The following is a 24848-nucleotide window of genomic DNA, read 5'->3' on the forward strand; positions in this document are numbered from 1 at the left end:
TCCGTGTAATTACTCGGTAGAATAGGTCGATTCAACCCGTCGAATATTGATCGGTATTCGATCGTCAAGCTTGTGTGGTTTCAGGGGATCAAATCCGAACAGGTTCGATACTTGACGAAAGTTCGAATCGAAAATCCACTGGGTGGTCATTCCGGCGGCATGCCCGACCATGCGTATCTTTGGAAAATCACTCTGCCAGCGGGTCATCGGTATGCGCCGCGCGAGGATCATAGTCTTCTGCGCGTGCAGTTCCTGCGCACTCAGTGCGCTCGCCTGGGACGCCGAATATTTTGCGCGAGCGGCGATAATTCTTTGCAGGTCCTGCGTGCGTTGTCGGGCCCGGGTGGTATCCAGCAGGCTATAGGTAAACTCGTTGGGCAATATGCGTTCGTCATACCCTTCGGAAACATAATTGCAGATATCGGGTTTTCTTATCAGCTTCAGGCGCCCATCTTGATCGCGTCCAATCATGGGTGAGTTTCCGGTAAAGAAATCGCTGTAAAATTGCACCCCTGCCAGGTTGGCCTCGATATCGGCGTAACTGACAATTCCGGTGAGGCGAGTCCCCATGTAAGTTTCTTCGAAAGTCAGCGATAGTTGCCTGATATCGTCAGGCTCGAATTTATTGCGCTTGCTGCGCAGCGCGTTGAAATAGTGAAAAGCATCGTCAAAAAAATGGGTTAACTTGTCGGCACCCATACGAATCCCACAGACCTGGACCACCGAGGCGAGATGAAACCTGGACGGGATGAAACGCCACCTGGCGGCATAGTAGATGCTTTCCTCGGGATACATCTGGATGCGTTCAAACTGAGGCCAGTCGGAGCAGTTGTTGGTGCCGATACACTTCTCGAACATGCCCCAGGCCACGTCGCGAATATAGCGGGATTTGAACTCGGTAAAGAAAGCGAATTCCAGCGCGGTGTCGTCAAGCGAATGGAGCTCCTCAATCGGCCTGGCATTGATCGTATTGATCACGGTCTGGAGCGATTTTTGCAACTGTACGCTAACCAGTGCCGACGAATCCGACAACGGGATATGGGCATATGTCCAGAGGTCCGATTCGCTCGCAGACAAATCGCGCCCGCAGGCAAGCAGCATAACCGCGGTGAGTACGAAGGCCGGTTTTGATAGGCGGCCAGTGTTTTTCGGGTTCATTTCCCTAGCTACCTGGATGTCAAGCTACGAAGGTGCATGCTGCTACAGGGAATTGTATTATGCAACTGACTACCGCATAGTAGCGAGATCCGGGACTTACAGTAGCACTGAATAATACGATGCGGCAAACCAACCTCATCATTGAAACGCTGAAGCGGGAACTTCGCAGGCAGGACATAAAGTACCGGCAGGTCGCACAGACGCTCGGACTATCTGAAGCCAGTGTAAAACGGCTGTTCGCAGAGCGGTCGTTTACGTTAAAACGCCTGGCGCAGGTTTGTGAATTGCTGAACCTCGAGTTTTCCGACCTGGTTCACCAGATGGAAAAAGATATCGAGCTCACCGAACAATTGACGCTCGAGCAGGAAACAGAACTGGTATCTGATATCAAGCTGCTGTTGATGGCGTATTTCCTCTTGAGCAAACTTGAGTTCGAAGACATTATCCGGATCTACGATATTTCCGAAACCGAGGGTATTCGTCTGCTGGCAAAACTGGATCGCATGAAATTAATCGAACTGCAGCCGGGTAACCGCGTGAAACTGATGATTGCTAAAAATTTCAGTTTTATTCCGCGCGGTCCGATCGAGCGTTTTTATGAACGCGAAGTCCAGGCCGAGTTTTTCGACTCATCGTTCGATGGCAATGGCGAGTTCCGAATTTATATCTCGGGCGTTTTTTCGCGCGCTGCGAACGCCGAAATCATCAAAAAGATAAAGCAGCTTGCAATTGACGCGCATCAACTCAGGCTGGATTCCGAATCCGTGTCGTTGGACGATCGCTTTGGTTGCAACCTGATAATGGCGATCAGGCCCTGGGAAGTAAAAGTGTTTGACGAATTGCGCCGCGTACCCAACGAGAAGAAATTTTAATTTAAATCACTGACCAGCGGGTAACGGATTATTCAGCCCAGGCTTTCCGGTGGCGGGCTCATGGCTTATCGAACCAGATTCGTCTTGATCCAGATGCTTTCGTTGTTCCTGCTTTGTGTCGAGCTGTAGCTGGCAGTTCCGCTTTGCGAACGCTTGATTTGTTCGCTTGCGCCCCCGATCAACAACCACTCACCGATCCGTCCGGTTATGGTAGTATTGGCATACTGGGTTTCGATGTTGCCAGCGCGTGCATTACCTTGTGAATTCTTGAACGGGCTGACCTGCAGCGTGACGTTGTCGCCGTGGATACGCGCAAGCACGTAGAAGCCGGTAGTCAAATCCTTGTATTCAATACCCCCTATGACTGCGCCGGGTACGATCCAGTGGGTGCCTGAAAAATAGGGGATTTGTTCGCCGGTTTCTATGTAAGCCTCGGTGCCCTCGGTGACACGTATTTGATGTATCGGATTGTCTTCCAGGCGCATGCGGGTGCTGGTGCTGTTGATATTGCCACTGCTGTTATTGCTACGGTAGGTGATGCTGCCACCGCCATCACCGCTATTGTTTCCGTCGGTTCCAATATCGACACTTGCATCGCCACTTTCAATCTGAATGTTAGCGTCGAGACCGAGTGCGCTGAGACCCCGGGTATTGCCCTGGAAAACGGATATCTGCAGTGTTTTTGCGGCGATATCGAGAACCTCGATCATGTCTTTAACCTGCGACAGGGTTTGCGGTGATGATCGCAGGAATATTCTGAATCCCTGACCCGATATCGCGTCATCCGCTCCCAGCATCGGTTTGACGATGGGGATGATTTCCTCGGCTGGACGATTCTGCAGTTGTATCGTAGTAATGGAAGCTGCCTGGACCGAGGATACCAGCAGAGCCAGACCAAGCAGCTTGTAACGTAGTTTCATCAGATTTTCAATTACCCGATTTTTTTATAACCGGTCCAGATCGGTATTGAACAGGAAGGTTTCCTCTAAACTGTCGTCGATATCCAGGTCCATCATTCCAAGCGACTCCATTACCTCTAGCCATTGTTGGTCGGCCAGGCGGCAGGCAATGCCGATCTGCTCGGAGGTACATTTCGAATTTTCCCAATTCGGTATCATCGACAAGATGCCAGATACCCGTTCCTCTTCCTCCTGTTCTTCTTCTTGCGCTCCATCGCTCAGGTCGAGCCGACTCAATTGATTTGCCAGGGATACGATACTGGTTTCCACGGACAAGGGTCCAATGTGATCTCTGTTATGATGTTTTCTTACACATTCAGTAATCAGGCCGGGAATACCCCATTTCTCCAGTAAGGCAACACCGACATCGATATGTGTGACGCCCAGTTTTTCGGTTTCGACCTGTAGGACTTCCTTATTTTCTTCTTTCGCAAGCTGGGTAATTTGCACGTAGGAGCCCGGGTTCACCTTTGCTATCACCAACCAGCCAACGTCGTGTAACAGTCCGGCCGTGAAAAATGCATCGTGATCGATGATACGTGCATTTTGCATCGCGAGCTGCCTGCCGATGATCGCGGTTTTGATGCAGTGTTGCCAGAAATCCCGCAATGGGAAATGGGTGACATCAAAATCTTTAAAGACGCCTGCTAAAACGGATCCCAGCAGGACCTGTTTCAACTGTTGCCGACCCAGTAAAGTGACGGCCTGGGAAATGGAGGTAACCGGATTGCGCAATCCGTAATAGGCGCTATTGATCATTTTAAGGACTCTGGCAGTTAGCGCAGGATCGGTCTGAACCGCTTCTCCAATTTTTAAACCGCTGGCATTTTCGGTTTCTAGTAGCTCAGTTACCCGGATATAGACTTCAGGCAGCGCAGGTAATTCACCTGCCTGCTTAAGCAGGGGTTCCAGCATTGGCATCCCTCAATTCATTTCAACGATAAACATCGAGTATAGCAGCGGTAAAATCTCATAAGATAAAAAAGGGTCAGAAAGAAATTTCAACCGATTTAAAGTGGTTCTTCTAGTGAGACCTAAATAATGCAAAACAGTGTAACGCCTTGCGGATTAGGATTAGTATTGGTCCAGAGCAATGTTATAACCTGCATTCGCGATGAAAATTGTTGCCTATAACATTCATTACGCCATCGGCAAAGACAATCGCTACGATCTGCAACGTATCATCGACGCGGTTCGGGGTGCTGACATCATCGCGCTGCAGGAGGTCGAAAGAAATTACGGACTACCGGATCGGCCCTTGCAGCCCGAGGACATTTCCACGTTGCTACCGGATTATTACTGGAGCTTTGACGCAGCATTCGACATCGATGGTAGCGAGAGGCGTGCCGATGGCACGATTCTCAATCGACGTGTTGAGCATGGGCAAATGCTGCTCAGTCGTTGGCCTATCCTGAGTAAACGATACTTTCCGCTGCCACGCATCGATATCGAGTCTGATTTCAACATGCAGATGGGCGTGCTCGAGGGCGTGATCGACACACCGCTCGGAGCATTGCGAGTCTACAATTTGCATTTTGGTTCGGTCTCAAGTGAGGAACGCGAGCGTCAGGCCAGTTTCGTGGTTGCGCTGGTGCGGGATGCACCTTCCGAGGGTGGTGCCTGGACCGGCCCGGTCACATCAGCGGCCGAGCGTGATTGGACGGCCGGCATGGCGCAACCGCCGATGCCGCAGAGCGCGGTGGTTCTTGGCGACTTCAATATGCACCCTGAAAGTCCGGAGTACGCCATTATCACCAGCTCAATGACAGAGGGTAACGAGCCGTTACTGACCGATATCTGGGCGTATATAAATTCGGACAGTCGTGTTTTAACCTGGCATCCGAATCCCGGGCGTCCCGGACACGAGCGCAGCGCCTGCCTCGATTACTGTTTTGTCACCACCGATCTCACCGCTCGAGCCCGGGCATCCTGGGTTGACGAGAAAGCGCAGGGATCTGACCACCAACCTTTGTGGGTCGAATTTGGAAAGGGAGCAGGTTAATGGCAGGCAATCATTCTGCAAGCTTGATGAAAGCTATTCGAGAAGGTGAATTCGTGCCGATGGATGGTGCACTCGGTACCGAGCTGGAACGACGCGGTGTGCCGATGGAAGGAACGGGCTGGAGCGCGTTCGCGGTGCGCGATCATGGTGACGTAATTCGCGAAGTGCACGAAGATTATATTCGGGCAGGGGCGCAGCTGCACATCGTCAATAGCTTTGCCCTGGCGCGCCACGTGCTTGAGCCGATAGGTCTCGGAGACCAGTTTGAGTACCTGAATCGGCAGGCCGTAGTTTTATTCGACGATGCGGTAGCCAATTCGGGTGTTGATCGCCATTCGCTCTGGGTAGCAGGCTCGATGTCGACTTTTGCTGCGAATTCCGATCGTTCACTGTTACCCGGTGATGAGGTCCTGGTTTCGAATTACCGGGACCAGGCCCGGATTCTGCATGACGCGGGCGTGGATTTGTTTGCGCTCGAAATGCTGTTTGATATCGATGTGAGCCTGGCGATGTTTGAGGCGGCGGCAGGATTTAATCTCCCCATTATCATGGGTTTTACCTGCGATCTGACCGATAGTAGTGAACCAGGGGTATGCACCGGGAGCGGAATGGGCTATCCAGGGATACCCCTCGAGCAAGTTTTGCGGACTGTTATTGACAGCATAGATACGAACAACGTGATTTTTTCGATCATGCATTCCGAGGCAGATGTCACCGATGTCGCCTTAAAGGTATTGAAGACCTGTTGGGATGGCCCGGTCGCGATCTACCCGAATTCGGGGCAGTTCGTCGATTTACGCATGCAGTTCGATAGCGTCTGCAGCCCGGACGAATTTCAGCAAGCGGCCGGCCGCTGGGCTGACGCAGGTGTACAGATAATCGGTGGTTGCTGCGGCATCGGGCCCACGCATATTGAAAGGCTGAAAGAATCGGTCCACAGTTGGCAGGGGATTCGCTGAATAGGGTAAGATGCAAGAACCATGAGGGAAGGTTTTAGTCCAATTTTCATGATGCGATCAACAGTCACCCTTGCCTTGTTGTTAACGGGATGCTTATTGTTTCCCGCCCACGCAGAGGTCGTGCATAAGTGGATCGATGCAGATGGCGTCACGCATTATTCGGACACGGCACCCGTATCTTCTACAACACAAGTATTAGTGATCGGCATCCCGGCGCGTAACTTGGTAAAAACCGATGTCGATACTAATTATTACTCAATCAAGAATCAGTGGCAGCGTTTATATAAAGAACGTCTCGAGAAACAGAAGCTGGAGTTGGAAAAAGCCAGGCAAAAAGCTGCGTTAGAAGCCGCAACCCCGCAAGTCGTCTACATTAAGGAGTCGCACGAAAAGCAATATGCGATTGGCTACCCGGGCTCGTTTCATCGCCGGTATGGACGCAACCGGTGGCATAAAAAGCACAAACATCACTATGGTTATTCGCGTAATAGATACTATCGCGGTAAAACCCCGATCGGGCTGCACGCGGGACGGCTAGAGCTGGGTTCTTACAGGCTATCGCAGTAACGCGGACACCGGTGCTAACCTTCGCTCTAGTCGATGACGATCAGTTCGCGCGCGACATCGCATAGGCGTTCACCACCGTTCCCGGTAACCACGAAAGGCTCCGAAACCGCGGCGCCAAAGTCATCAAGCCAGACGCCGGACTGGAAGTGAAAGCACATCCCCGCCTGTAGCTCGGTCGTGTCACCGGGACGCAGGCTTGCGGTGCGCTCGCCCCAGTCCGGAGGATAATTCAGTCCGATGGAATACCCGACACGGCTTTCTTTGCTGTACCCGTTCCGCCTCAGAACATCCTGCCATATAGCCTCGATCTCTTCGCAGGTTGCACCAGGCTTCGCCGCGCGCAGTGCGATGTCACCCCCTTCGATAATGACCTCGGCCAGTCGTGAAACCTCGGTCGGTGGCTTGCCGATGTGAGCCGTGCGCGTTAACGGGGCGTGGTAGTGACGTCTTGCCGCACCAAGCTCCATCACGACGAGGCCGTGGTCTGGCAGCGGTTCATCGGTCCAGGTCAAGTGCGGCGTGCTGGTTCCCTCGCCGACCTGGATCAGCGGGCACAGGCTTGTGTAATCGCCAAACTTGTTATCGAACCCGGTAATTTGCGCATGGTAAACCTCGGCAATAATTTCGAACTGACCTACCCCGGGCTTCAGCCTGGCGAGCGCCTGGTTCATGGTGTCGGTGACGATGCGCCCGGCTTCGCGCATGTAAACCAGTTCGGCTTCTGATTTGATCAGTCGAGCCCAGTTAACGAGCCCCTGGTTATCCGAGATATTCGCATTCGGCAAACCCATGACGATGTGCTGGTGGGCGCGTGCCGTGTAGTAATGGGCGTCGAGCTCTACCCCGATATGTGCCGAATCCCAGCCGCGCGCTATCACCAATGCGCACAGCTCATCGAACGGGTGTCTGACGGGGTGATGTACCAGTGGCTCGGAGAAGCCCACGATGTTTTCGCCAGGCAGATCGGTAGTGATGTGGGCCGATTTCGCATCCTGGGCGCGTCCGAACCAGATTGGCGATGCTTCTTCGAGGTGTACCAGGACCGCCTGGGGCGTATAGAAAGACCAGCCATCGAAACCGGTCAGCCACCCCATGTTGGCCGGATCCTGGCAGATCAGCAGATCAAAACCTGCGGCCTCCATGCGCTGTTTTACGTTTTTGACACGCTGCTCGAACTCTGCTTTCTGAAACGGCTTGTTGAAGCCCATCTACACCACCGGTCGGTTTACCTGTGGATAATATTACCCGAAAAACCCAAGTTATTTACATGTCGAAACTATTCGCTTGATTACCCGACGGGCTGTGTTTAGGATGCGCCACAACCAAACAGATTAATAACCAGGAACTTCGAATGACTTCTGAATTGCGAAAGTATTTGACTCATTTATCTTTTGTTTTGCTATTTGGCACCACTGTCACAACTGCACTGGCCGATGAACACCAGCCATTGCTGGATCGAAACCTGTTTTCGATCGGGGTAGGCATTTCCAGTAACTCGATCGATACCAAGAAAAATGACGAGGATGACGAGGTTGGTTTCCAGTTTTTCGGGGCTTATGACCTGGTTGAAATTAATCTGATGGAGGGTGTGAACAGCTCGGTCGAATTTGGTTTGATGGATTATGGTTTCAAGCGCGATAGCACCGGGGTCTGGGCAACCTATACGGTGGATGGAATTATCAGTGGAGACCTGGGCTGGTTGGCGCGTGCGGGTTTCGATATCGGTGACGACAGTGGCCTTATGATCGGCGCGGGTCTTAGCTACATCATGGACGAGAGAAAGGAACTCCGATTTGAGTACGTGGCGCGTGACGATGTGGATTCATTGCAGTTCAATTTTCTGTACCACCTGTAACTAAGTTTCTGAAAAACAAGGCCAGCTTGACTAGAGGGACAGTGACAGGGTTTTGACACCATCCTCCAGCCTGGTTTCAAGCGGTAGCCCGGTATTACGCAGGAGCTTTGACATGCGTATGTTCTGTGCGAGAACGGTGGCGTCCAGATGGCGAATCCCCAGGTCGCGTGCGCCGATTATAAGGTGGGTCAGCAGTATTTTACCGATGCCTTTGCCCTGCATTTCATCAATAACGGTAATGGCCATTTCCGAGTGATCGGGCCGTTCTTTGCTGGCCACGAACCTACCGACACCCACCGGGCTGCGTTCTGAACCAATTTGCAGTTCGGCTACCACGGCAACATGTCGCAGGAAATCGACCTCGGTAAAATAGGTGAGTTCCTCGGGAGTCAGGTCGCGCTTGATGCTGAAAAATCGGTCGCGCACCGAAGTTTTACTGAGCTTGAAAAATCCCTCGCGCAGTTCCCCCCGGTCGTCTGGCCGGATCGCGCGTAGATGCAGGAGCTGCCCGTCGGGCAGGGTCGCCGTGGCCTGGTAAGCTGCGTTAATCCTTGTCATGGAGCTATCTTATAAGGATTTATGTTGCAGTGCAACATTCCATATTTTTTAGCTAGGCCTGCACCAGATCGGGTCGCCTTGCCGACTTTATTCAAGATTCCGGGGCATAGGTTTTTACCCGGTTTCCTGATAACGTGGCGCGGCCCTGAGCTTGCACGATCAAACCTAATCAATGCTTGTTGACTATTGGCGTTTTGCCCGGTCGAATCCGCGTTTTCTCGGGTTCGGATTTTTCCTTGCGTTCATGTCGAGCGCGGGGCAAACCTATTTTATCGGCGTGTTTGGTGCCGGAATCCAGGCGGATTTCGGCCTAGACCCCGGTAGCTGGGGACGCCTCTATATGGTTGGCACCCTGGCATCGGCGCTCGTCATCAACTGGACCGGTGCGTTGATCGATCGACTCGATCTGCGCGTGTTCACCGCCCTCGCACTGCTCGGGTTGAGTTGTGCCTGTGCAGTGATGGGCTCGGTCACGTCACCGTTGCTGCTGGTGGTGGCGATTTTCATGCTGCGGCAGTTCGGACAGGGACTGAGCAGTCACGCTGGCATTACGTCGATGGCGCGCTACCACAGTACCGACCGTGGTAAGGCAATCGCGCTTGCGGCGATTGGCTTCGCCTTTGGTGAAGCCCTGTTGCCGGTGTTCGGCCTTTATGCTTCGCAATTGTGGGGCTGGCGTCAGACCTTTTATATCGTTGCCGCGGTCGTGCTGGCTTCGATAGTGCTGGCCCTGTGGTTGCTGAAAGGGCATCGCCAGCGTCATGCCCGACATAATGAGGCACTCGAAAAACGGGAGCGCGAACAAACTGCCCGCGGCGACTACACGCGACGCCAGATGCTGGCCGAGGCGCGATTCTATTTCATGCTGCCGGCGATGATCGCGCCGTCAATGATTGGTACCGCGCTATTCTTTTTCCCGTCTGAAATCGCAAATGCCAAGAACTGGAGCAGCCTCTGGTTGACCGGGAATTACTGGCTTTATTCGCTGGTGTCGGTCGCGACTACCATATACTCGGGCGTCCTGATCGATCGTTTCAGCGCGAGACGCGTGGTGCCTTTGTTTCTGTTGCCGCTGGCATTGGCATTGGTCGTGTTGAATACATCCGATCATCGGTTCATTGTCTGGCCTTACATGCTATTGATGGGCTTCAGTTCGGGGCTTTATTTCACCGGTTTGAGCGCGCTGTGGGCAGAACTTTATGGAGCCAGGCACCTGGGTGCGATCAAGTCGATGACCAATGCGATCATGGTGTTTGCCTCGGCACTCGGGCCTGCCCTGGTAGGCACTCTACTCGAGTGGCAACTGTCATTTCCAGCGATCTCGATGCTGCTGGCCGCGTTCTGCCTGGTTGCGACCGCGCTGCTGGTTTACACGCTGCGTACCCCGAGCAACTGACGTGCGGTGGTGCTGTCTGCGGGCCGGTGATCGCTTTCCCGCATCACGTCGATCAGGCTCGTCACCAGCGCCGTGGTATTTGCAGCGGTTTCTCCATTGGGCAGGAACAGATTGTTTTCAAAGCCGATGCGAGCATGACCCCCTGCATTGATCGCGGCCATTACGCATTCCTGCTCGCGGTATCCGAAGGCACAGGTAAACCAGTCGAGACCACCGAGATCGTGCTGCAGGAAGGGTTCAAGATCGGTGGGATCGGACTGGAAATTCACGTTGTAGCGCCCGAGCACGAATAGCACACAACGATGCCCGGCGGGAATCACACCGCGATCCCGGTATTCGAGAAAATGCTGAAATTCCCCGGCCGAAAAAACGATATGCTGGATATGAACCTGATGTTCATCACACCAGGTAAAAAACTGATGTGCGTAGTCAGGATTCTCGAAGTTGGAACTGATTTCCCGCAGGCACATACTCGCCATTTGCGGCGCTACCGACTGAATACAGGCAACCTGTTCCCCGGGTGTATAAATACCCACGGCTTCGGAGGTCACCTGGATCAGCATCTCGGGTACCCGGGCCGTCATTTCGGCAATCAGTTCACGGTACAGGCCTGCATCCAGCACGTGCTCGTCATTGGTACCGCGTACATGCGCATGCAGTGCACTGGCGCCGGCAGCGAAACAGTGTGCCGCTTCGCTGACTGTATCCTCGATTGAAACGGGCAGGGTAGCGTGGTCTAGTCTGGTTTTACGCGCACCATTGGGCGCAACCATGATAATGACGTCGCGCGTCATAGGGTTCGCAGGGTGGACTTTAGTGCGGTGTCGATCTTATTTACGATTTCGTCGATATGCTCGTTATCGATGATGAAAGGCGGGGCCAGCAGCACATGATCGCCTTGTTGGCCGTCGATCGTGCCGCCCATCGGGTAACAGATAAGGCCTGCATCCAGTGCTGCCGCTTTGAATTTCTTATGAAGACCGAGCTGCGGCGGAAAAGGCGCCTTGCTGTCGCGTTCGCGTACAAACTCGAGGCCGAAAAACAGGCCGCGCCCACGGATGTCGCCAATATTGGAGTGCTCGCCGAACCTTTCGATCAAGGCCTTGTGCAGGCGTACGCCCTGAGCCAGCACCCGATCCAGCATGCGCTGGTCCATGATTTTCTTGACCACCGCGTGGGCGGCAGCGCAGGCGACGGGATGGCCGAGGTATGTGTGCCCGTGCTGAAAAAAGCCCGAGCCCTGTTCTATCGCCTGGTAAATCGTATCGGTACAGAGCATCGCACCGATCGGTTGATATCCGGCGCCCAGACCTTTTGCGATCGTCATGATATCCGGCGCAATGCCGTCCTGGTCGCAGGCGTACAGGCTGCCGGTCCGACCCATACCGCACATGACTTCATCGAGAATCAGCAATACGCCGTATTGATCGCAGATTTCGCGAATGCGCTTGAAATAGCCATTCACCGCGGGTACCGCTCCAAGCGTCGCTCCGACTACCGGCTCCGCGATGAAGGCCATTACCTGGTCTTCACCGAGGCGCTGGATTTCGGTTTCGAGTTCGTTCGCGACACGCTGACCGTAATCGAACTCGGACTCGCCGGGTTGCTGCCCGCGGTAAGCGTAACAGGGTGCGATGTGCGAGGTTTCGATCATCAGCGGGTTGAATTGCTCGCGTCGCCACAGGTTGCCGCCGGCAGCTAGTGCACCCAGGGTGTTGCCATGATAGGACTGCATTCGCGATATCACCCGGTGACGGGAGGGCTGTCCGATTTCGACGAAGTACTGGCGTGCGAGCTTGATTGCGGCTTCGACCGCTTCGGAACCACCCGACACGAAGTAGACCCGGTCAAGTTTGCCCGGCGCTTCCTTGATCAGCAGTTCAGCCAGGGCCTCGGCCGGCACGCTGGTGAAGAACCCGGTGTGTGCGAATTCAAGGCGCTTTAGCTGGACCTTGATTGCCTTGACGATGTCGACGTCACCATGGCCAAGGCAGGAAACTGCCGCGCCACCCGAGGCGTCGAGGTAGCGTTTGCCAGTGCGATCGATGATGTAAACGCCGTCACCCTCTACCGCAAGGGGATGACTGACTTTACAATTTCGAGGAAAAACGTTACTCATTTGTTACCTGGATGGTATGCGCATGCCCAATCCTTCAGGGTCGTAGACGCAACCTGGCACAATCGTGCCAGCATTCTGACGGCCCGCAATATCAACGTCAACGCCGAGTCCATCTAAAAGTGAACTTTTACCGAACTCAACCAGGGCTATCGCGACCGGTTTTCCGACGCGGTAGCCGAAGGCGGCCGACGTGGTTTTACCAATGATACTGCCGTCGTGGTAAACCGGTTCATTGCCGAGTGGCTGCGCGTTGGTATCATCCAGCAGGATACTAACCAGTCTGCTTGCGGGTGGCCGGTCCCGGTATTCGAGCAGGGCTGTCTTGCCGATAAAATCACTGTCCCAGTCGAGCGTGAACTCGAGCCCGGCCTGGAAAGGATTCAGGTCCGTGTCGAGATCGTGACCGAAGGCCAGAAATCGCTTCTCGATACGCATCGAGGTTTGTGCAAATACTCCGGCGGGATTTGCCCCGGCGCTGATCAACGCGTCAAAAAGTTGCCCTGCATGATGTGCCGGGCAGCTAATTTCCCACCCCGCTTCGCCAACGTAGGAGAGCCGGGCTGCCTGGAGCGGAATCTCTGCGATTGCCGTGTCGCAAAATTCGAAATATCCGATTTGATTGAGCTCGGGAACGCCGAGTTGCAGCGCCATTTCGGCTGTTCTTGGTCCCATTAGTCCGAGCACTGCGTAGTCGTCGGTGACATCGGTGAGTTCCACCTGCTCGCCAGGTTCGAGATGTCGTCTTAGCCAGGCGAGATCCCGCCTGATCGCGTTGGTGCCGACGTAGATGCGGTACTCGTCGTTACTGAGCCTGAGTGCGGTCAGATCGCTCTCGTAGCCGCCGCGTGAATTCAGCATCGCCGTATAAATGGTCCGACCCGGGGATCGCGTCATGTTATTGCTACAGACTCGATTCAAGAAACGTTCGGCATCGGATCCGTTGACCCTGATTTTGCCGAAGCTCGATTGATCGAAGATGGCCGCCGCCTTATGAGCATACTCCACCTCCCTGGCCACTTGCTCAAACCAGGCGGGCTTGTCGAATGACAGTTCGGGTTCGTGAAGCTTGTCGAAATAGAGCGGCCTTTCCCAGCCGAAAAACTGGCCAAAATGCGCCTTGTGATCTTGCCAGCGCGAATGCAGTGGTGTCAGTTTCAGATTACGTGCAGTCTCCAGCTGAATACCAGGGTAGTGAATCGAGTAGTGGATACCGAGTATTTCCGGTGCGCGAGCCGTAAGCGCTGCCACCGAATTGAAGCAGGCGGGATAACGTTTTGGATCTGCCTCATATAAATCGGTGGGGGTATGACCGTGAACGATACAGTGCGCCAATGCCATACCCGCCCCGCCACCGGTAGCAACGCCCACCGAGTTCATACCGCAACCGAGAAACAGGCCGCTTGTCTCGGCACTCTCACCGAGCAGGAAGGATCCGTCCGGGGTGAAGCTCTCGGGCCCATTAAGCAGCATGCGGATATCGGCGTCAGCCAGGCAGGGCAGGCGATGCAGGGCGTTTTCCAGCATTGGCTCGAAGTGGTCCCAATCCTCGGGCAACAATTGAAAGGCAAAGTCCTTACCGATCTGCACGGGATCGATGGCCTTGCCCATGGGCTCGAAACAGCCGACCAGCAGTCCGCCGGAATCGTCGCGGATGTACAAATGGCTGTCATGATCGGATAGCGTCGGCAGATTACCCGATATCCCCTCGATCGGATTGGTCAGCAGGTAAAAGTGTTCGCATGGCCAGACCGGAACCTCGACGTCCGCCATTGCAGCATTCTCACGACTCCACAGACCGGTGCAGATGGCGATGGCATCGCAATCGATTTCGCCGGCACTGGTTTCAACGCCGATCACCTTGTCGCCCCGGGTTTTAATGCCGGTGACTCCGCAATGCTCGAAAATTTTTGCACCACTGGTTCTGGCACCCTTAACCAGTGCCGCGCAAAGATCCGAGGGCCCGACTCGACCATCGTCGGGTGACCAGACTGCACCGATCACATCACTGGCATTCATCATCGGCCAGCGTTCGCTGGCCTCGTTAACTGATATTGAATTCGCAGACACACCGTAAAGCTTTGCCAGCGCCTCCTGGCGCTTGATAAAGGTCAGCCGATCGGGATTGGTGGCGATCGACAGCGATCCCTTGCTGATCCACCCTGTGGCCTGGCCGGTTTCCTGTTCGAGTGAACTGTAGAGTGAAATCGAGTACTTGATCAGGTCGGTCAGATTCTTGCTGCTGCGCAGGGCCCGCACCTGCGCGGCTGAATGCCAGGTAGTGCCGGAGGTCAATTCATTGCGTTCCAGCAGTACCGCGTCGCTGACGCCTGATCTTGCGAGATGGTAGAGAGTGGAGCAACCCATGACGCCACCGCCGATGACAATAACCGAAGCATGCGTCGGTAATTCTGGAAGAGAGGTCGCCACGGCTTTGACCGGCAGGGAGCTACAGTATCTGGCTCAGAAATTCCTGGGTGCGGGGATCCTTGGCTTCCTTGAAAAAGGTCGTCGGAGGTCCGTGTTCGACAATGACACCGCGATCCGTGAAATATATATGGTCTGCGACTTCTCGTGCAAATCCCATTTCATGCGTGACCAGGATGCAGGTCATGCCATCTTTCGCCAGGTCCTTGATGGCAAGCAAGACTTCGTTGACAGTTTCCGGATCGAGGGCGGCGGTGACCTCGTCGAACAGCATAACATCGGGATTCATTGCCAGTGAGCGCGCGATGGCAACGCGCTGTTGCTGGCCGCCCGATAATTCGCCGGGGTAGGAGTCTTCCTTGCCAACCAGGTTAACCCGCTTGATCAGCGCCCGGGCACGGGCTTCGACTTCCTCGACGGGCTGTTTCAAAACCTTGATTGGTGCCATCATGACATTTTGCAGTGCGGTCTTGTGCGGAAACAAGTTGTACTGCTGAAATACCATGCCGACATTTTTACGCAACTTGAGCTTGTCGAGTCCGGGATCGTTAACCTCGATACCTTCCACGGTTATCGAGCCGCTGTCGATCGTGTTCAATGCATTGATACAGCGTATCAATGTTGATTTGCCAGAACCGGAAGGCCCGATTATACAAATTACCTCGCCTTGCCTGACGTCGAGGGATACGCCTTTCAATACTTCCAGGTTACCAAAGGATTTATGAACATCTCGTATAGACACCAGCGGTTGATCGGGTGTCCAGTCACTATTAGTCATCGTAAATGCTCCAGCATGCTGTTATTGACGGACTACAAATCGTTTCTCGAGGCTGATCGTGTAACGCGCGATCGGATAACAGTAGGCGAAAAATATAATCAGCGCGAAACCGAAAAACGGCACCAGTAGTTCGGGGTGGTTGTCTTCCGCTTCCATGGCCTGGCGCGACAGGGTCACGATTTCCTCGACACCCAACAGCGAGATCAATGGCGTTGCCATGGTCAGGATCGCGTACCAGTTCATCCAGGGTGGGATCATGCGCTTGAAGCACTGTGGCAGGATTATCAGCCACAGGGTTTGGTGGCGTGAATAGGCCAGCGAATCGGCGGCCTCCCATTGGCCGGTAGGCACCGAAATGATGGCGCCGCGCACGATTTCGGAAATATTCGCCATGATTGGCAGCGCCAGGCCAAACACGGCTTTGAGCCAGTCGGGAATCGGGTATACATGGTCACCGATCTGAATTTCAAAGGGCAGGGCCAGCATGACGATGAATAGCAGCACGAGCCAGGGAGAATTCCGAAACAGTTGGGTTACAAACCAGCTCGGTCCCGATATTATCCTGGCCGGCGAAATTTGCCCCAATCCAAGCAGAACGCCGGCGACGGTGCCGACCAGCATGGTCAGGAAACTGACGACCAGGTTCAGCACGAATCCCTGCCCGACGATAAAAGGCAACCAGCGCCACAGTGCATCGAGCGCCTGCGCGAAACTGTAATTGCCTTGTGCCAGTGCAAGGCCGGGCCAAAGCATGAATAACAAGGTGATGACCAGCAGACTCCGCGGTGAAAACTCGGCCAGCCAGCGGCTGAACAGCAAATCGTTTACCTGACCCGCGGAACTGTAATTGAATGGTTTCAATACCGGCAGATCGGATTCCGTGCGACCCAAAAGTGGTTTACCGACAGCTACATGAGTTTTGGATGTCATGCGCCATACCCCGGAATGCGCATGCCGCGCTCCCAGCGGCTCATACCCAGAACCAGGATTCCGACCAGCAGGAAATAGGCGAAAAACAGGAACAACATGCAGGCGTTCTGTGCGGTCGAGTAATCGTTATAAATGCTGATCATCTGGTAGAGCAATTCGGGCACTGCAATCGCGAGCGCCTGGGTCGTGGTTTTTACGAGGTTGACTAGATTGTTGTTCAATGCCGGCAAGGTAACCCGAAAGGCCAGCGGCAGGACAACGTAAATATAAATCTGTAACCGGTTCATGCCGAGTGCCTCGGCGGCTTCCTGGGTGGACTCGGGGACTGCTTCAATACCGGCCCGGAAGATCTCGACGTTAAAGGACCCGGCAAAGAAAGACAGTGAAATAATGGCCCAGCCGACGTTAGAAATTATCGGCACCTCGAGCCAGCCGTCAGGCGAGTAGGTCGGGGTAAACTGCCCCAGCGCGAAGTAGAAAAACATCAACTGGATGAGTGGTGGCGTGTTGCGAAAGAACTGGATATAACCCTGCATGAACAGGCGCAGGGTTTTGGAGTGCGCACCCTGCACCCAGGCGCCAACGACGCCGATGATAACGCTAAAAATGACGCAGATAATCGAAAGTTCGAGCGTCATCCAGAAACCCTCGATGACTCGGTCGGTCTGTGTCGGGTCGTAAAAGTAAATGAAATTCCATTTCGGGTGCGTTTGTGCCAGGTCGTAGAAGTATTGCTGAAATGAATTCATGAATTTGGCTGATGCGAAAAACCCGGCAGAAGTTCACTTCTGCCGGGTTTTTTCTGATGGTTACCCGGGTTACTGAATCCAGTCAGCGAAACGCTTGTTCTGATCCCTCAGATACTGTGTCGCCTGGATACCCCATTTCTTTTCCAGTTCGATCAACTTGCCTGACTGGTGCAGGTTATAGGTCAGGCCAGACATGAAGTTGCCGAAGATGCAATCCTTCTCTGCGAGCGGAACCGCGAGACCCCAGGGATTGTCGTCTTCGCTGTTCAGTGGCATTTCGTAAGAATCGTAATTACCCGAGGACAGGTCCGACATGATTGAAGAATCATCATAAACCCAGGCGATACACTTCTTGTCACGCAGGGCCTGCTTGGCTTCGGCATTGCCGGTAAAGGCGACAATCTTGGCGCCGTATCGGTCAGATACCACTTTATTGTAAAACGCGCCCTGCTTACCACAAACCGGCTTGTCGCGCAGATCTTCCCACTTCGCGATGCCGACACCTTTTGGTGACATTACGTTGGTGCCCGAGGTGTAGTAGTTTGGCTGGGTAATACCTACGATTTTACGACGGTCGGGACGATCTGACATAGTCGCGATCATCATATCGATCTTGCCATTTTCGAGGAACTGCATGCGGTTGGATGATTGCACCGCGACCAGTTCGAGCTCAACACCCATGGCACCGGCAGCGATCTTCGCCATGTCAGCTTCCATACCGACAATGTTACCGCTGGTATCTCGAAATCCCCACGGCTTGTAATCGGCCTTGACGCCGACGACCATCTTGCCGCGCTTCATGACTTTATTCCAGGTGTCATTGGTACAGCTATGACCTGCAGCAAGACTCGCGCTACTGGTCATGATAAATGCGGCCGTAGCTGCACTGATCAATAGAGTTTTAATTGGTTGTTTCATCGATTTCTCCAGGTTATTTGATGTTATTTATAATGCCCCGTTATTTGGATAACGGATTTTTATCGGGGCTATATTTAACTAGAGATATGACGCCGGTGCAAATCTGTTGAAACGGGAAGAGAATTTTTTGTGCTGCCACCTAGGCAAAGGGGGTGAATTTCCCAGCTTCCCAGTCGTAGGCGCTGAGCTCGGGAATGGCGATATCAATGTACCAGCCGTGCAGCTTCAGGGCTCCCGACTCGACGCGCTCGCGCACCCAGGGAAAGGTGGTCAGGTTCTCGAGCGATACCAGCACCGCGTTCTGTTCACAGGCGCGGGTACAGACTTCCTCGCCGGCCTTGGACATGGTTGCGAGTACGCGTCGGTGAGCGGGAGCAAGCATCGATACCCAGGACGGGACATACTTGAAGGCGCTGTCGTAGGGTTCCGGATCCATCATCAACTTGATGCCGCCGCAGTGTGCGTGACCGAGTACCACGAGGTGTTTCACATTTAATCCGAGAATCGCGAATTCGAGCGCCGCGCTGGTTCCGTGATAGGTGCCTTCCTCTTCCATCGGTGGGACCAGGTTGGCGACATTGCGGACTACGAACAGGTCACCCGGGTCCGCCTGGAACAGGATCGCCGGATCGACGCGTGAATCGGAACAGGCGATAACCGCGACCTCGGGGCGCTGTCCACGGGTAACCAGGTCCTCGATTAATGGACGGCTCAGTTCGTACGATCCGTCGCGGTAGTTACGATAACCCGCGAGTAATTTATCGACCGCCGACGTCATATTGCACTAACCCTGCCTGGTTGAATCCAGGCACGTAATTTATTACCCATTGTCTTTCCTGTCGCTTGCATCAAGTTTAATACCCTGGTGTTCACCACTTGCTATCAAAAGGGTAACGGCAGCTTACTGGTACGTCCGCCGTCAATGACGATCACCTGTCCGGTGACGAAGGTCGAATCGTCACTCGCGAGATAAACGGCGAGCTTGCCGACGTCTTCGGGTTCACCGATTCTGCCGACCGGGTGCATCTGGTTTAAGCCGGACCAGGCCGACTCGGGATCCTGTTGCGCGTTGATGTATTCGTCGCTCAATTCGGTTCTTATCCAGCCGGGTGCAATTGCGTTGACGCGCACATTATCCTTGCCAAGATCGACCGCCATGGCCCGGGTCAGTGCGTGCAGACCTCCCTTGGAAGCGCAGTAAGCAGTGTGTTGAGGATTGGCAGCAAGGCCTTCGATAGAGCCGATGTTGATTATGCTACCACCCTTGCCGGCACGCAGCAGCGGCAGTAACTGTTTGCTTAAAAACACGGGAGCGGTCAGGTTGACTGCGAGCATTCGGTTCCAGTCTTCGGGTCGCATATCTTCGAGTGTTTTTTCGAACATAAATCCGGCATTGTTGATCAGTACATCGACTGCACCGAAATTCTGTTCCGCGGCATCTGCCACCGCGGCATAACTCTCGGGTTGCGAAAGATCCGTCTCGATCCAGTGCACCCAGTCCCGGCTTGCCAGTTCCGACGGCAGTGGGCTACGTTGCGCTACCAGGATCGCAGCGCCGGCTGCCAACATCGCCTGGCTGATACCGAGACCGATGCCCTGGCCACCGCCGGTTATTACGATAACCTTGCCTTCAAGGTTGGTCATCGTCTAGCCGTAGACGGGTTTGGCACCGGTGACTTCGATGGTGGCACCGCAAACGTAGCGCGCGTCATATGATGCCAGAAACGCGATGACGTCGGCAATTTCCTCGGGTTCGGCAATGTGTCCCAGCGGCACGGTCTTGCCCAGGTTCCTGACGGCATTCGCGGGATCGATGCCGCGACGGATAAAACCGCTGCGCAGCATGGGTGTATTAACCTCGTTAGGGCATACCGCGTTGACGCGGATCCCATCGGGGGCGTGATCCCGGCCCAGGTTTTTAGTCAGCGCGGCTACCGCGGCTTTACTGGTGCAGTAGGCAACATGGTCCGGGCCCGGGTAAATGCCCCAGGTTGATGAAGTGTTTACGATCGCGCCGCCACCAGCTCGTTTCATATGTGGTATCGCGGCGCGACACAGGAAGAATACTGCGGTCAGGTTGACGTCCAGCGCGCTGAACCACATGTCGTCATTGGTCTCGAGGATGTTTCCGCGAGGAATGATGCCGGCATTATTAATCAGGATATCAACCCCGCCTAGCTGTTCTACTGCCTCACTAATCAGCGCTTCACAATAGGTTTTCTGGCGCAAATCTCCGGCCAGATAGCGGGTTTCCAGACCCTTGCGTTTCAATATCGCGCTGAGGTCACTGCAGTCTTCCCCGCTGCGATCCGAAAAAAGTACCTGCCCACCTTCTCTGGCAAATAACTCAACCAGAGCCTGGCCGATACCCCCGGTTGCACCGGTTATGACTACTTTCTTATCGTCAAATCGCATTGTCATAAAAATCGTCTCGGGCTGAACGGGGTTATATTGTGGCTTGGTTCTTCCCCGTTTGCCAGTTCGGCAATGAGCTTGCCGGTGATTCCGGCCAATGTCAGGCCGAGGTGGTGATGCCCGAAGGCGTACAGGATGTACTCGGACGCCGTACTGTAGCCGATGACCGGCAAAGCGTCGGGACAGGTCGGTCGAAAGCCAAGCCACTCCTGGTCGGGATGCTCGGGCAGCTCGAACATTTCATGGGCCTTGCGATTCAAGTAGCTGATAATTCGCGGGTTTTTTTCCTTATCGTTACCGGCAATTTCAACCGTACCGGCAAAGCGCAGGCCCAGGTTCGTCGGTGTCGCGTAAAAGCCGGCGTGATGCCAGCTTACCGGGCGTTTCACCAGGTGTTGCATGTTGCCGAACTGTATATGGTAGCCGCGCTCGGTATCGAGTTTGAGCAGACCTGTCGGAATTCCATCGATGGATTTCGAGAATGCGCCGGCAGCGATGACGACCCGTTCGGCGCCTACGGTTTCGCCGTTATCCAGACGAATCTGCACCGACCCCGCTCCGTGCACGACCTCAAGCGCACGCTGCCTCAGCAATTGCCCCTGGTTACGCTTGAAACATTCTGCATAACGCTGGCAAAGCGCCAGCGGATCCAGCACGTGACTGATACTGTCGAACAACAGACCGCGTTCGAACGGAAATTTCAGGTTGGGCTCGAGGTCCTGAATATCGCCGCGGTCGAGCTCGACAAATTCCGAGCCCTGCTCGCGCCGCATCTGGTTTGATGGTTTCGCGGCGTTGAATTCCTGCTGGTTTACATAGACATGCATGAATCCTTGCTGCGCCAACAGGTCACGCGCGCCCGCCATGTCGAGCAGCGGGTCGAGACCGTCATAGACCCTGGCCAATAGCTTACCGAGCACCCGGATAATCCGCTCCACTTTGTGTTTGCGGCAATTCAACAGGAACTCGATCATCCACGCAGGATGCGACAGCACGTAACCGGGATTCAGGCTTAAAGGGCTGTCGCTGGAAAACAGCAATGATGGCAGACGTCGGAACAGATCCGGACTGTTAACCGGTATGCAACCATATTCGGCGATGGTACAGGCGTTGCCGGACGAGGTACCCGAACCCGGATCCTCGGGATCGATCAAGGTGACCGCGAAGCCTTTCTTCTGCAGCCACAGCGCGCAGCTGCAGCCGACGATCCCGGCACCGATCACGGCGATACGAGTCTGGCTAGTCAAAAGGATGCTCGATTAGTTCCTTTACACGGCCCGCTAGTGTATTGAAACTCGTAATGAACCGAAACTGGAATTTTTTTACAGCTTCTTCACCAATTGTTTCTACAAATCGAGTGCCTTACGCAGCATGCTCTCCAGTAGCCCACGGTTAGCCGGGTCCACCAGGTTAAGGGCGGGCAGGCCGGACAGTTTTTGCACCAGCGCAATAGCAGCTTCGGTGTTAGCGGCCCCACCCGACACGAGATCCGGGGTGCGTTGAAAAGCCTGCTGTACCCCGACCACGGCATAAGGGTCCTGGGCGCAAAGCAGCTTGAACTTGACGTAATCCCGTATCATTTCCTTGGCAACCGCGCCGTTATAAGGTTCCAGTGGTGAAGCACCGGCTTCGGCCACCAGTACATCCGGCCTGTCCCTGGCAATCAGGGATAACAAATAGGGGAGGGCCTCACGATACAGGTTTTCATCAACCGCTGACGAAGGCAAACCGGCGTCGACAAAGTCGTAGACTGCACTGGCGCCGGCATCTTTAAAGCTCAGCATGTCTCGGTAGCGAGCGGCTCCGGTCAACTTGGCACCGACGACATTGAGCCCCATTTGCGACAGCACATGCACGATCACGCGCCCCGACATGGTTTTGCCTGACGACATTGAGGTACCGACGATCAGGATCACGGGTATATTGAAGTCAGTTGGCTCGATTTCCGGCAGGCTACCGCGCATCGTCACTTTTTCGTCGTTACGCATGACATGCCCATGGTATTGCAGCGGCATCGGCGACGATATAAATGGGGACAGCGACGTGTTCTTACCGAACAGCCCGGCCGCGGTGAGTGCATTCAACTTCCCCGAATCATCGATTGAGCGCCAGTCGCCGACAGCCTCGAGCGTCGCCACCCGCGTGCCGAAGGCACCCACCACGAGATCGTCCTCCATGACTTCTATCATGCGTCCTGCAGGCAACTCGAGCGCACTCAGGTGACCGCGGGTATCGAGTACCTTGCCGACCACGTAGTCGCCGGTATCCCAATGCTCGCGTGCGATCGGTGTGGATGTGAAATTCGTCGGCGTCAGATCGGAAATCCGGGTTACGGATGCAAGAAATGGATTCATGATTTAGCTCCTCGTCACGATGTTTTGTTTAGTGGTGGTGCCAGCAGTAACAGCGTGAGTAAGGCGCAGCGCACCGGCAGTAAATTCAGGTAGATGTACTCGTGGCTGGCATGCGCACCATCACCGACGGCTCCCATGCCATCGATCGTGGCAGTAAAGAGACTCGTGGTATTGCCGTCGGAACCGCCTCCGGCGGTGCCCTGTTCGAGCGCGAGGTCGAGATCTGTACCCAGTTCCTGTGCTATTTTCCACAGGCGCTGGTTCTGGTCGGTTCGTTCCATGGGTGGACGCCCGATGTGACCCTCAATCGCAAGCGAGACGCCGGGGGTTATTGCCTCGATTCCGTGGATTATGTATTCGACGCGCTCGGCGTCGGCCTGGGTTTCTACCCGCACATCCACCACGGCGCGGCTTTCGGGTGCCACCATGTTGGGTCGAATGCCGCCGTCGATGACGCCTACATTGACCGAGGTTCCATGTTCGGGATCATTCAATTCGAACAGTTTCTGAATCACGTGGGACAGTTCCAGAATGGCGCTGGCTCCCGCACCGGGGTCGAGACCGGCGTGAGCGGCCTTGCCCGTTACGGTGACCGTAAATCGCCCAACGCCCTTGCGAGCGGTTTTGATTTTGCCGCTGTGGCCCAGCGAGGGTTCCATGACCATGCAGCGATCGACCCGCTGCGCCAGCGCGCGGATATAGCGCGTTGATTCGTGGCTGCCGATTTCTTCGTCCGAGTTGATAAAACAAAGGGGTGCGACTTCCGGTTTCAGGCCCAGCGATTCGATTGCCCGCAGTGCATAGACTATTTCGACGAGACCGGCTTTCATGTCGTAGACCCCGGGCCCCCGCAGGGTGTCGGCCTCGTGCACCAGCGGCATTGTCTGCAGGGTTCCAATCGGCCATACCGTGTCACAATGACCGATCATCAGTTGCGCGGGCTGCCATTTCCCCCGGTCTTTCGGCGACGCGTAGACGTGACCGCCGCTGTTGCGTCCGGGAACGAGGTTGACACGGTAATCAATTTCCTCGAATTCGGTTTTCAGGCGTTGGCGAATCTGCGCCTGGCTGTCGCGATCGGTCGAAGGCGATTCCATCAATACCAGGTCTTTCAGCAGCCCGGTCATGGGTTCCTGCTGGTCGCACAGGTAGCTTAAAACCCCCTGTTTATCGCTCATCCCGCTTACCTTTTGAAACCGGCCGGAAACGGTAACTTGGTGGTGTTTGCGATTTCGGTAAAACGTCCCGGATACAGATAGGCCAGCAGGGGAGAGGCGAAAATCAGGTCTTCGTCATCCTGGCCCGATAAGCGCAGGGCATCCTCGGCAACCCGGGCGGCGATAATGCGCCCGAGAATGAGCGAGTTTTCGCCGAGGTCGTCGACGATCTGCTGCAGTTCACACTCGAGGAACAGGTAGCCATCCTGCACGAACGACGCGTTAACCGATTCGGCGGCAAAGGTCGGCAATGCCTGGGTGATCGGTTTGCTGCCGTCATCACAGCGCGGTGTCGCGGCAAGACTTGCCAGCACCGTTTGTGATGGCCGCATGTAGGTCACGGCAAACTGCCCATCACGTTGAATATTCTGGTAGGTGTTGTGGCGCGGGGTACAGACAAAGCCGAAATGATTCTGCCAGCTCATCGGCATTGCGAGATGCTTGGGGGCAAGATCGTCGCTGCCGTCCGCCTCGCGGGTACCGATAACAACCAACGGGAAAACCGTAAAAAAGCTCTCCCAGATGGATTCACTGGTGTCGAGTTCGATCAGATCCTTCGTTTTTGTATCGCCCATGCAAATATCCCATTGTTTTTTGATCGAAAAAAGCTAACACTGT

The 24848-nt window shown here is 54.6% G+C and carries 25 protein-coding genes; 6 read left to right on the forward strand and 19 right to left on the reverse strand.

From position 1 onward, the window contains the following. Window positions 1-9: 9 nt before the first annotated feature. On the reverse strand, window positions 10-1158 hold the full coding sequence (locus OES20_10715) for a hypothetical protein (protein MDH3635168.1): 1149 nt from the start codon (window positions 1156-1158) through the stop codon (window positions 10-12). 119 nt (window positions 1159-1277) lie between these two features. On the opposite strand from OES20_10715, the gene OES20_10720 reads away from it, so the two are divergent. Then, the gene (locus tag OES20_10720) at window positions 1278-2030 is read left to right on the forward strand and encodes a helix-turn-helix transcriptional regulator (GenBank protein MDH3635169.1); all 753 of its coding nucleotides are present in this window, start codon (window positions 1278-1280) and stop codon (window positions 2028-2030) included. Between the two features lie 65 nt (window positions 2031-2095). Here the strand turns inward: OES20_10720 and OES20_10725 are convergent, their stop codons facing one another. Next, a complete protein-coding gene (locus tag OES20_10725; protein MDH3635170.1) occupies window positions 2096-2950 on the reverse strand; it encodes a hypothetical protein in 855 nt (284 codons plus the stop codon). Window positions 2951-2974: 24 nt separating this feature from the next. Beyond that, a complete protein-coding gene (locus OES20_10730; GenBank protein MDH3635171.1) occupies window positions 2975-3904 on the reverse strand; it encodes an HDOD domain-containing protein in 930 nt (309 codons plus the stop codon). Between the two features lie 199 nt (window positions 3905-4103). On the opposite strand from OES20_10730, the gene OES20_10735 reads away from it, so the two are divergent. The 3 genes from OES20_10735 (at window position 4104) to OES20_10745 (ending at window position 6517) form a co-directional block, all read left to right on the forward strand. Continuing rightward, on the forward strand, window positions 4104-4991 hold the full coding sequence (locus OES20_10735) for an endonuclease/exonuclease/phosphatase family protein (GenBank protein MDH3635172.1): 888 nt from the start codon (window positions 4104-4106) through the stop codon (window positions 4989-4991). Between the two features lie 26 nt (window positions 4992-5017). Further along, a complete protein-coding gene (locus tag OES20_10740; GenBank protein ID MDH3635173.1) occupies window positions 5018-5950 on the forward strand; it encodes a homocysteine S-methyltransferase family protein in 933 nt (310 codons plus the stop codon). A 96-nt stretch (window positions 5951-6046) separates the two neighbouring features. After that, window positions 6047-6517: a DUF4124 domain-containing protein gene (locus OES20_10745; GenBank protein ID MDH3635174.1), complete on the forward strand. Its 471-nt coding sequence runs from the start codon at window positions 6047-6049 to the stop codon at window positions 6515-6517. 26 nt (window positions 6518-6543) lie between these two features. Here the strand turns inward: OES20_10745 and OES20_10750 are convergent, their stop codons facing one another. Then, a complete protein-coding gene (locus OES20_10750; GenBank protein MDH3635175.1) occupies window positions 6544-7725 on the reverse strand; it encodes a M24 family metallopeptidase in 1182 nt (393 codons plus the stop codon). 143 nt (window positions 7726-7868) lie between these two features. On the opposite strand from OES20_10750, the gene OES20_10755 reads away from it, so the two are divergent. After that, entirely contained in the window at window positions 7869-8372 is a 504-nt protein-coding gene (locus tag OES20_10755; protein MDH3635176.1) for a porin family protein, read from the forward strand. A gap of 30 nt (window positions 8373-8402) precedes the next feature. On the opposite strand, the gene OES20_10760 is transcribed toward OES20_10755, so the two are convergent. Continuing rightward, window positions 8403-8930, reverse strand: a complete 528-nt coding sequence (locus OES20_10760; protein MDH3635177.1) for a GNAT family N-acetyltransferase — start codon at window positions 8928-8930, stop codon at window positions 8403-8405. Between the two features lie 172 nt (window positions 8931-9102). Between OES20_10760 and OES20_10765 the strand changes: the two genes are divergently transcribed. Further along, window positions 9103-10326: an MFS transporter gene (locus OES20_10765; GenBank protein MDH3635178.1), complete on the forward strand. Its 1224-nt coding sequence runs from the start codon at window positions 9103-9105 to the stop codon at window positions 10324-10326. Here OES20_10765 and OES20_10770 read toward each other — a convergent pair. The 14 genes from OES20_10770 to OES20_10835 all read right to left on the reverse strand — a co-directional run bounded on the left by OES20_10770 (window position 10299) and on the right by OES20_10835 (window position 24805). After that, the gene (locus OES20_10770; GenBank protein MDH3635179.1) at window positions 10299-11120 is read right to left on the reverse strand and encodes a 3-keto-5-aminohexanoate cleavage protein; all 822 of its coding nucleotides are present in this window, start codon (window positions 11118-11120) and stop codon (window positions 10299-10301) included. The two genes, OES20_10765 and OES20_10770, sit on opposite strands and share 28 nt — an antisense overlap. Then, complete coding sequence (locus OES20_10775; protein ID MDH3635180.1) at window positions 11117-12445, reverse strand: aspartate aminotransferase family protein; 1329 nt, start codon at window positions 12443-12445, stop codon at window positions 11117-11119. The genes OES20_10770 and OES20_10775 overlap by 4 nt, the downstream gene beginning before the upstream one ends. A gap of 3 nt (window positions 12446-12448) precedes the next feature. Further along, entirely contained in the window at window positions 12449-14872 is a 2424-nt protein-coding gene (locus OES20_10780; GenBank protein MDH3635181.1) for an FAD-dependent oxidoreductase, read from the reverse strand. A gap of 19 nt (window positions 14873-14891) precedes the next feature. After that, window positions 14892-15614 (reverse strand): amino acid ABC transporter ATP-binding protein, encoded by a 723-nt coding sequence (locus OES20_10785; protein ID MDH3635182.1) that lies wholly within the window; start codon window positions 15612-15614, stop codon window positions 14892-14894. A gap of 54 nt (window positions 15615-15668) precedes the next feature. Then, window positions 15669-16577, reverse strand: coding sequence for an amino acid ABC transporter permease (locus tag OES20_10790; GenBank protein MDH3635183.1), 909 nt, complete (start codon window positions 16575-16577; stop codon window positions 15669-15671). Next, on the reverse strand, window positions 16574-17326 hold the full coding sequence (locus tag OES20_10795; GenBank protein MDH3635184.1) for an amino acid ABC transporter permease: 753 nt from the start codon (window positions 17324-17326) through the stop codon (window positions 16574-16576). Before OES20_10795 ends, OES20_10790 begins: the two co-directional genes overlap by 4 nt. A 69-nt stretch (window positions 17327-17395) precedes the next feature. Beyond that, the gene (locus OES20_10800) at window positions 17396-18244 is read right to left on the reverse strand and encodes a transporter substrate-binding domain-containing protein (GenBank protein MDH3635185.1); all 849 of its coding nucleotides are present in this window, start codon (window positions 18242-18244) and stop codon (window positions 17396-17398) included. Between the two features lie 139 nt (window positions 18245-18383). Beyond that, a complete protein-coding gene (locus OES20_10805) occupies window positions 18384-19022 on the reverse strand; it encodes a carbonic anhydrase (protein ID MDH3635186.1) in 639 nt (212 codons plus the stop codon). A gap of 104 nt (window positions 19023-19126) precedes the next feature. Further along, on the reverse strand, window positions 19127-19888 hold the full coding sequence (locus OES20_10810) for an SDR family oxidoreductase (protein ID MDH3635187.1): 762 nt from the start codon (window positions 19886-19888) through the stop codon (window positions 19127-19129). A 3-nt stretch (window positions 19889-19891) separates the two neighbouring features. Next, complete coding sequence (locus tag OES20_10815; protein ID MDH3635188.1) at window positions 19892-20659, reverse strand: SDR family oxidoreductase; 768 nt, start codon at window positions 20657-20659, stop codon at window positions 19892-19894. 2 nt (window positions 20660-20661) lie between these two features. Then, window positions 20662-21906 (reverse strand): FAD-binding oxidoreductase, encoded by a 1245-nt coding sequence (locus OES20_10820; GenBank protein ID MDH3635189.1) that lies wholly within the window; start codon window positions 21904-21906, stop codon window positions 20662-20664. Window positions 21907-22005: 99 nt separating this feature from the next. Next, window positions 22006-23013 (reverse strand): hypothetical protein, encoded by a 1008-nt coding sequence (locus OES20_10825; GenBank protein ID MDH3635190.1) that lies wholly within the window; start codon window positions 23011-23013, stop codon window positions 22006-22008. 14 nt (window positions 23014-23027) lie between these two features. Further along, a complete protein-coding gene (locus OES20_10830; protein ID MDH3635191.1) occupies window positions 23028-24191 on the reverse strand; it encodes a M20 family metallopeptidase in 1164 nt (387 codons plus the stop codon). A 5-nt stretch (window positions 24192-24196) separates the two neighbouring features. Further along, window positions 24197-24805, reverse strand: coding sequence for a flavin reductase (locus OES20_10835; GenBank protein MDH3635192.1), 609 nt, complete (start codon window positions 24803-24805; stop codon window positions 24197-24199). Between the last annotated feature and the right edge of the window lie 43 nt (window positions 24806-24848).

The sequence above is a fragment of the Gammaproteobacteria bacterium genome (assembly GCA_029862005.1).
In the GTDB taxonomy this organism is placed as follows: Bacteria; Pseudomonadota; Gammaproteobacteria.

Coding starts and splice junctions, on each gene's coding strand:
- OES20_10715 (MDH3635168.1), bottom strand. CDS start 1,158: ATGAACCCGAAAAACACTGGCCGCCTATCAAAACCGGCCTTCGTACTC.
- OES20_10720 (MDH3635169.1), top strand. CDS start 1,278: ATGCGGCAAACCAACCTCATCATTGAAACGCTGAAGCGGGAACTTCGC.
- OES20_10725 (MDH3635170.1), bottom strand. CDS start 2,950: ATGAAACTACGTTACAAGCTGCTTGGTCTGGCTCTGCTGGTATCCTCG.
- OES20_10730 (MDH3635171.1), bottom strand. CDS start 3,904: ATGCTGGAACCCCTGCTTAAGCAGGCAGGTGAATTACCTGCGCTGCCT.
- OES20_10735 (MDH3635172.1), top strand. CDS start 4,104: ATGAAAATTGTTGCCTATAACATTCATTACGCCATCGGCAAAGACAAT.
- OES20_10740 (MDH3635173.1), top strand. CDS start 5,018: ATGAAAGCTATTCGAGAAGGTGAATTCGTGCCGATGGATGGTGCACTC.
- OES20_10750 (MDH3635175.1), bottom strand. CDS start 7,725: ATGGGCTTCAACAAGCCGTTTCAGAAAGCAGAGTTCGAGCAGCGTGTC.
- OES20_10755 (MDH3635176.1), top strand. CDS start 7,869: ATGACTTCTGAATTGCGAAAGTATTTGACTCATTTATCTTTTGTTTTG.
- OES20_10760 (MDH3635177.1), bottom strand. CDS start 8,930: ATGACAAGGATTAACGCAGCTTACCAGGCCACGGCGACCCTGCCCGAC.
- OES20_10765 (MDH3635178.1), top strand. CDS start 9,103: ATGCTTGTTGACTATTGGCGTTTTGCCCGGTCGAATCCGCGTTTTCTC.
- OES20_10770 (MDH3635179.1), bottom strand. CDS start 11,120: ATGACGCGCGACGTCATTATCATGGTTGCGCCCAATGGTGCGCGTAAA.
- OES20_10775 (MDH3635180.1), bottom strand. CDS start 12,445: ATGAGTAACGTTTTTCCTCGAAATTGTAAAGTCAGTCATCCCCTTGCG.
- OES20_10790 (MDH3635183.1), bottom strand. CDS start 16,577: ATGACATCCAAAACTCATGTAGCTGTCGGTAAACCACTTTTGGGTCGC.
- OES20_10795 (MDH3635184.1), bottom strand. CDS start 17,326: ATGAATTCATTTCAGCAATACTTCTACGACCTGGCACAAACGCACCCG.
- OES20_10800 (MDH3635185.1), bottom strand. CDS start 18,244: ATGAAACAACCAATTAAAACTCTATTGATCAGTGCAGCTACGGCCGCA.
- OES20_10805 (MDH3635186.1), bottom strand. CDS start 19,022: ATGACGTCGGCGGTCGATAAATTACTCGCGGGTTATCGTAACTACCGC.
- OES20_10810 (MDH3635187.1), bottom strand. CDS start 19,888: ATGACCAACCTTGAAGGCAAGGTTATCGTAATAACCGGCGGTGGCCAG.
- OES20_10815 (MDH3635188.1), bottom strand. CDS start 20,659: ATGCGATTTGACGATAAGAAAGTAGTCATAACCGGTGCAACCGGGGGT.
- OES20_10825 (MDH3635190.1), bottom strand. CDS start 23,013: ATGAATCCATTTCTTGCATCCGTAACCCGGATTTCCGATCTGACGCCG.
- OES20_10830 (MDH3635191.1), bottom strand. CDS start 24,191: ATGAGCGATAAACAGGGGGTTTTAAGCTACCTGTGCGACCAGCAGGAA.
- OES20_10835 (MDH3635192.1), bottom strand. CDS start 24,805: ATGGGCGATACAAAAACGAAGGATCTGATCGAACTCGACACCAGTGAA.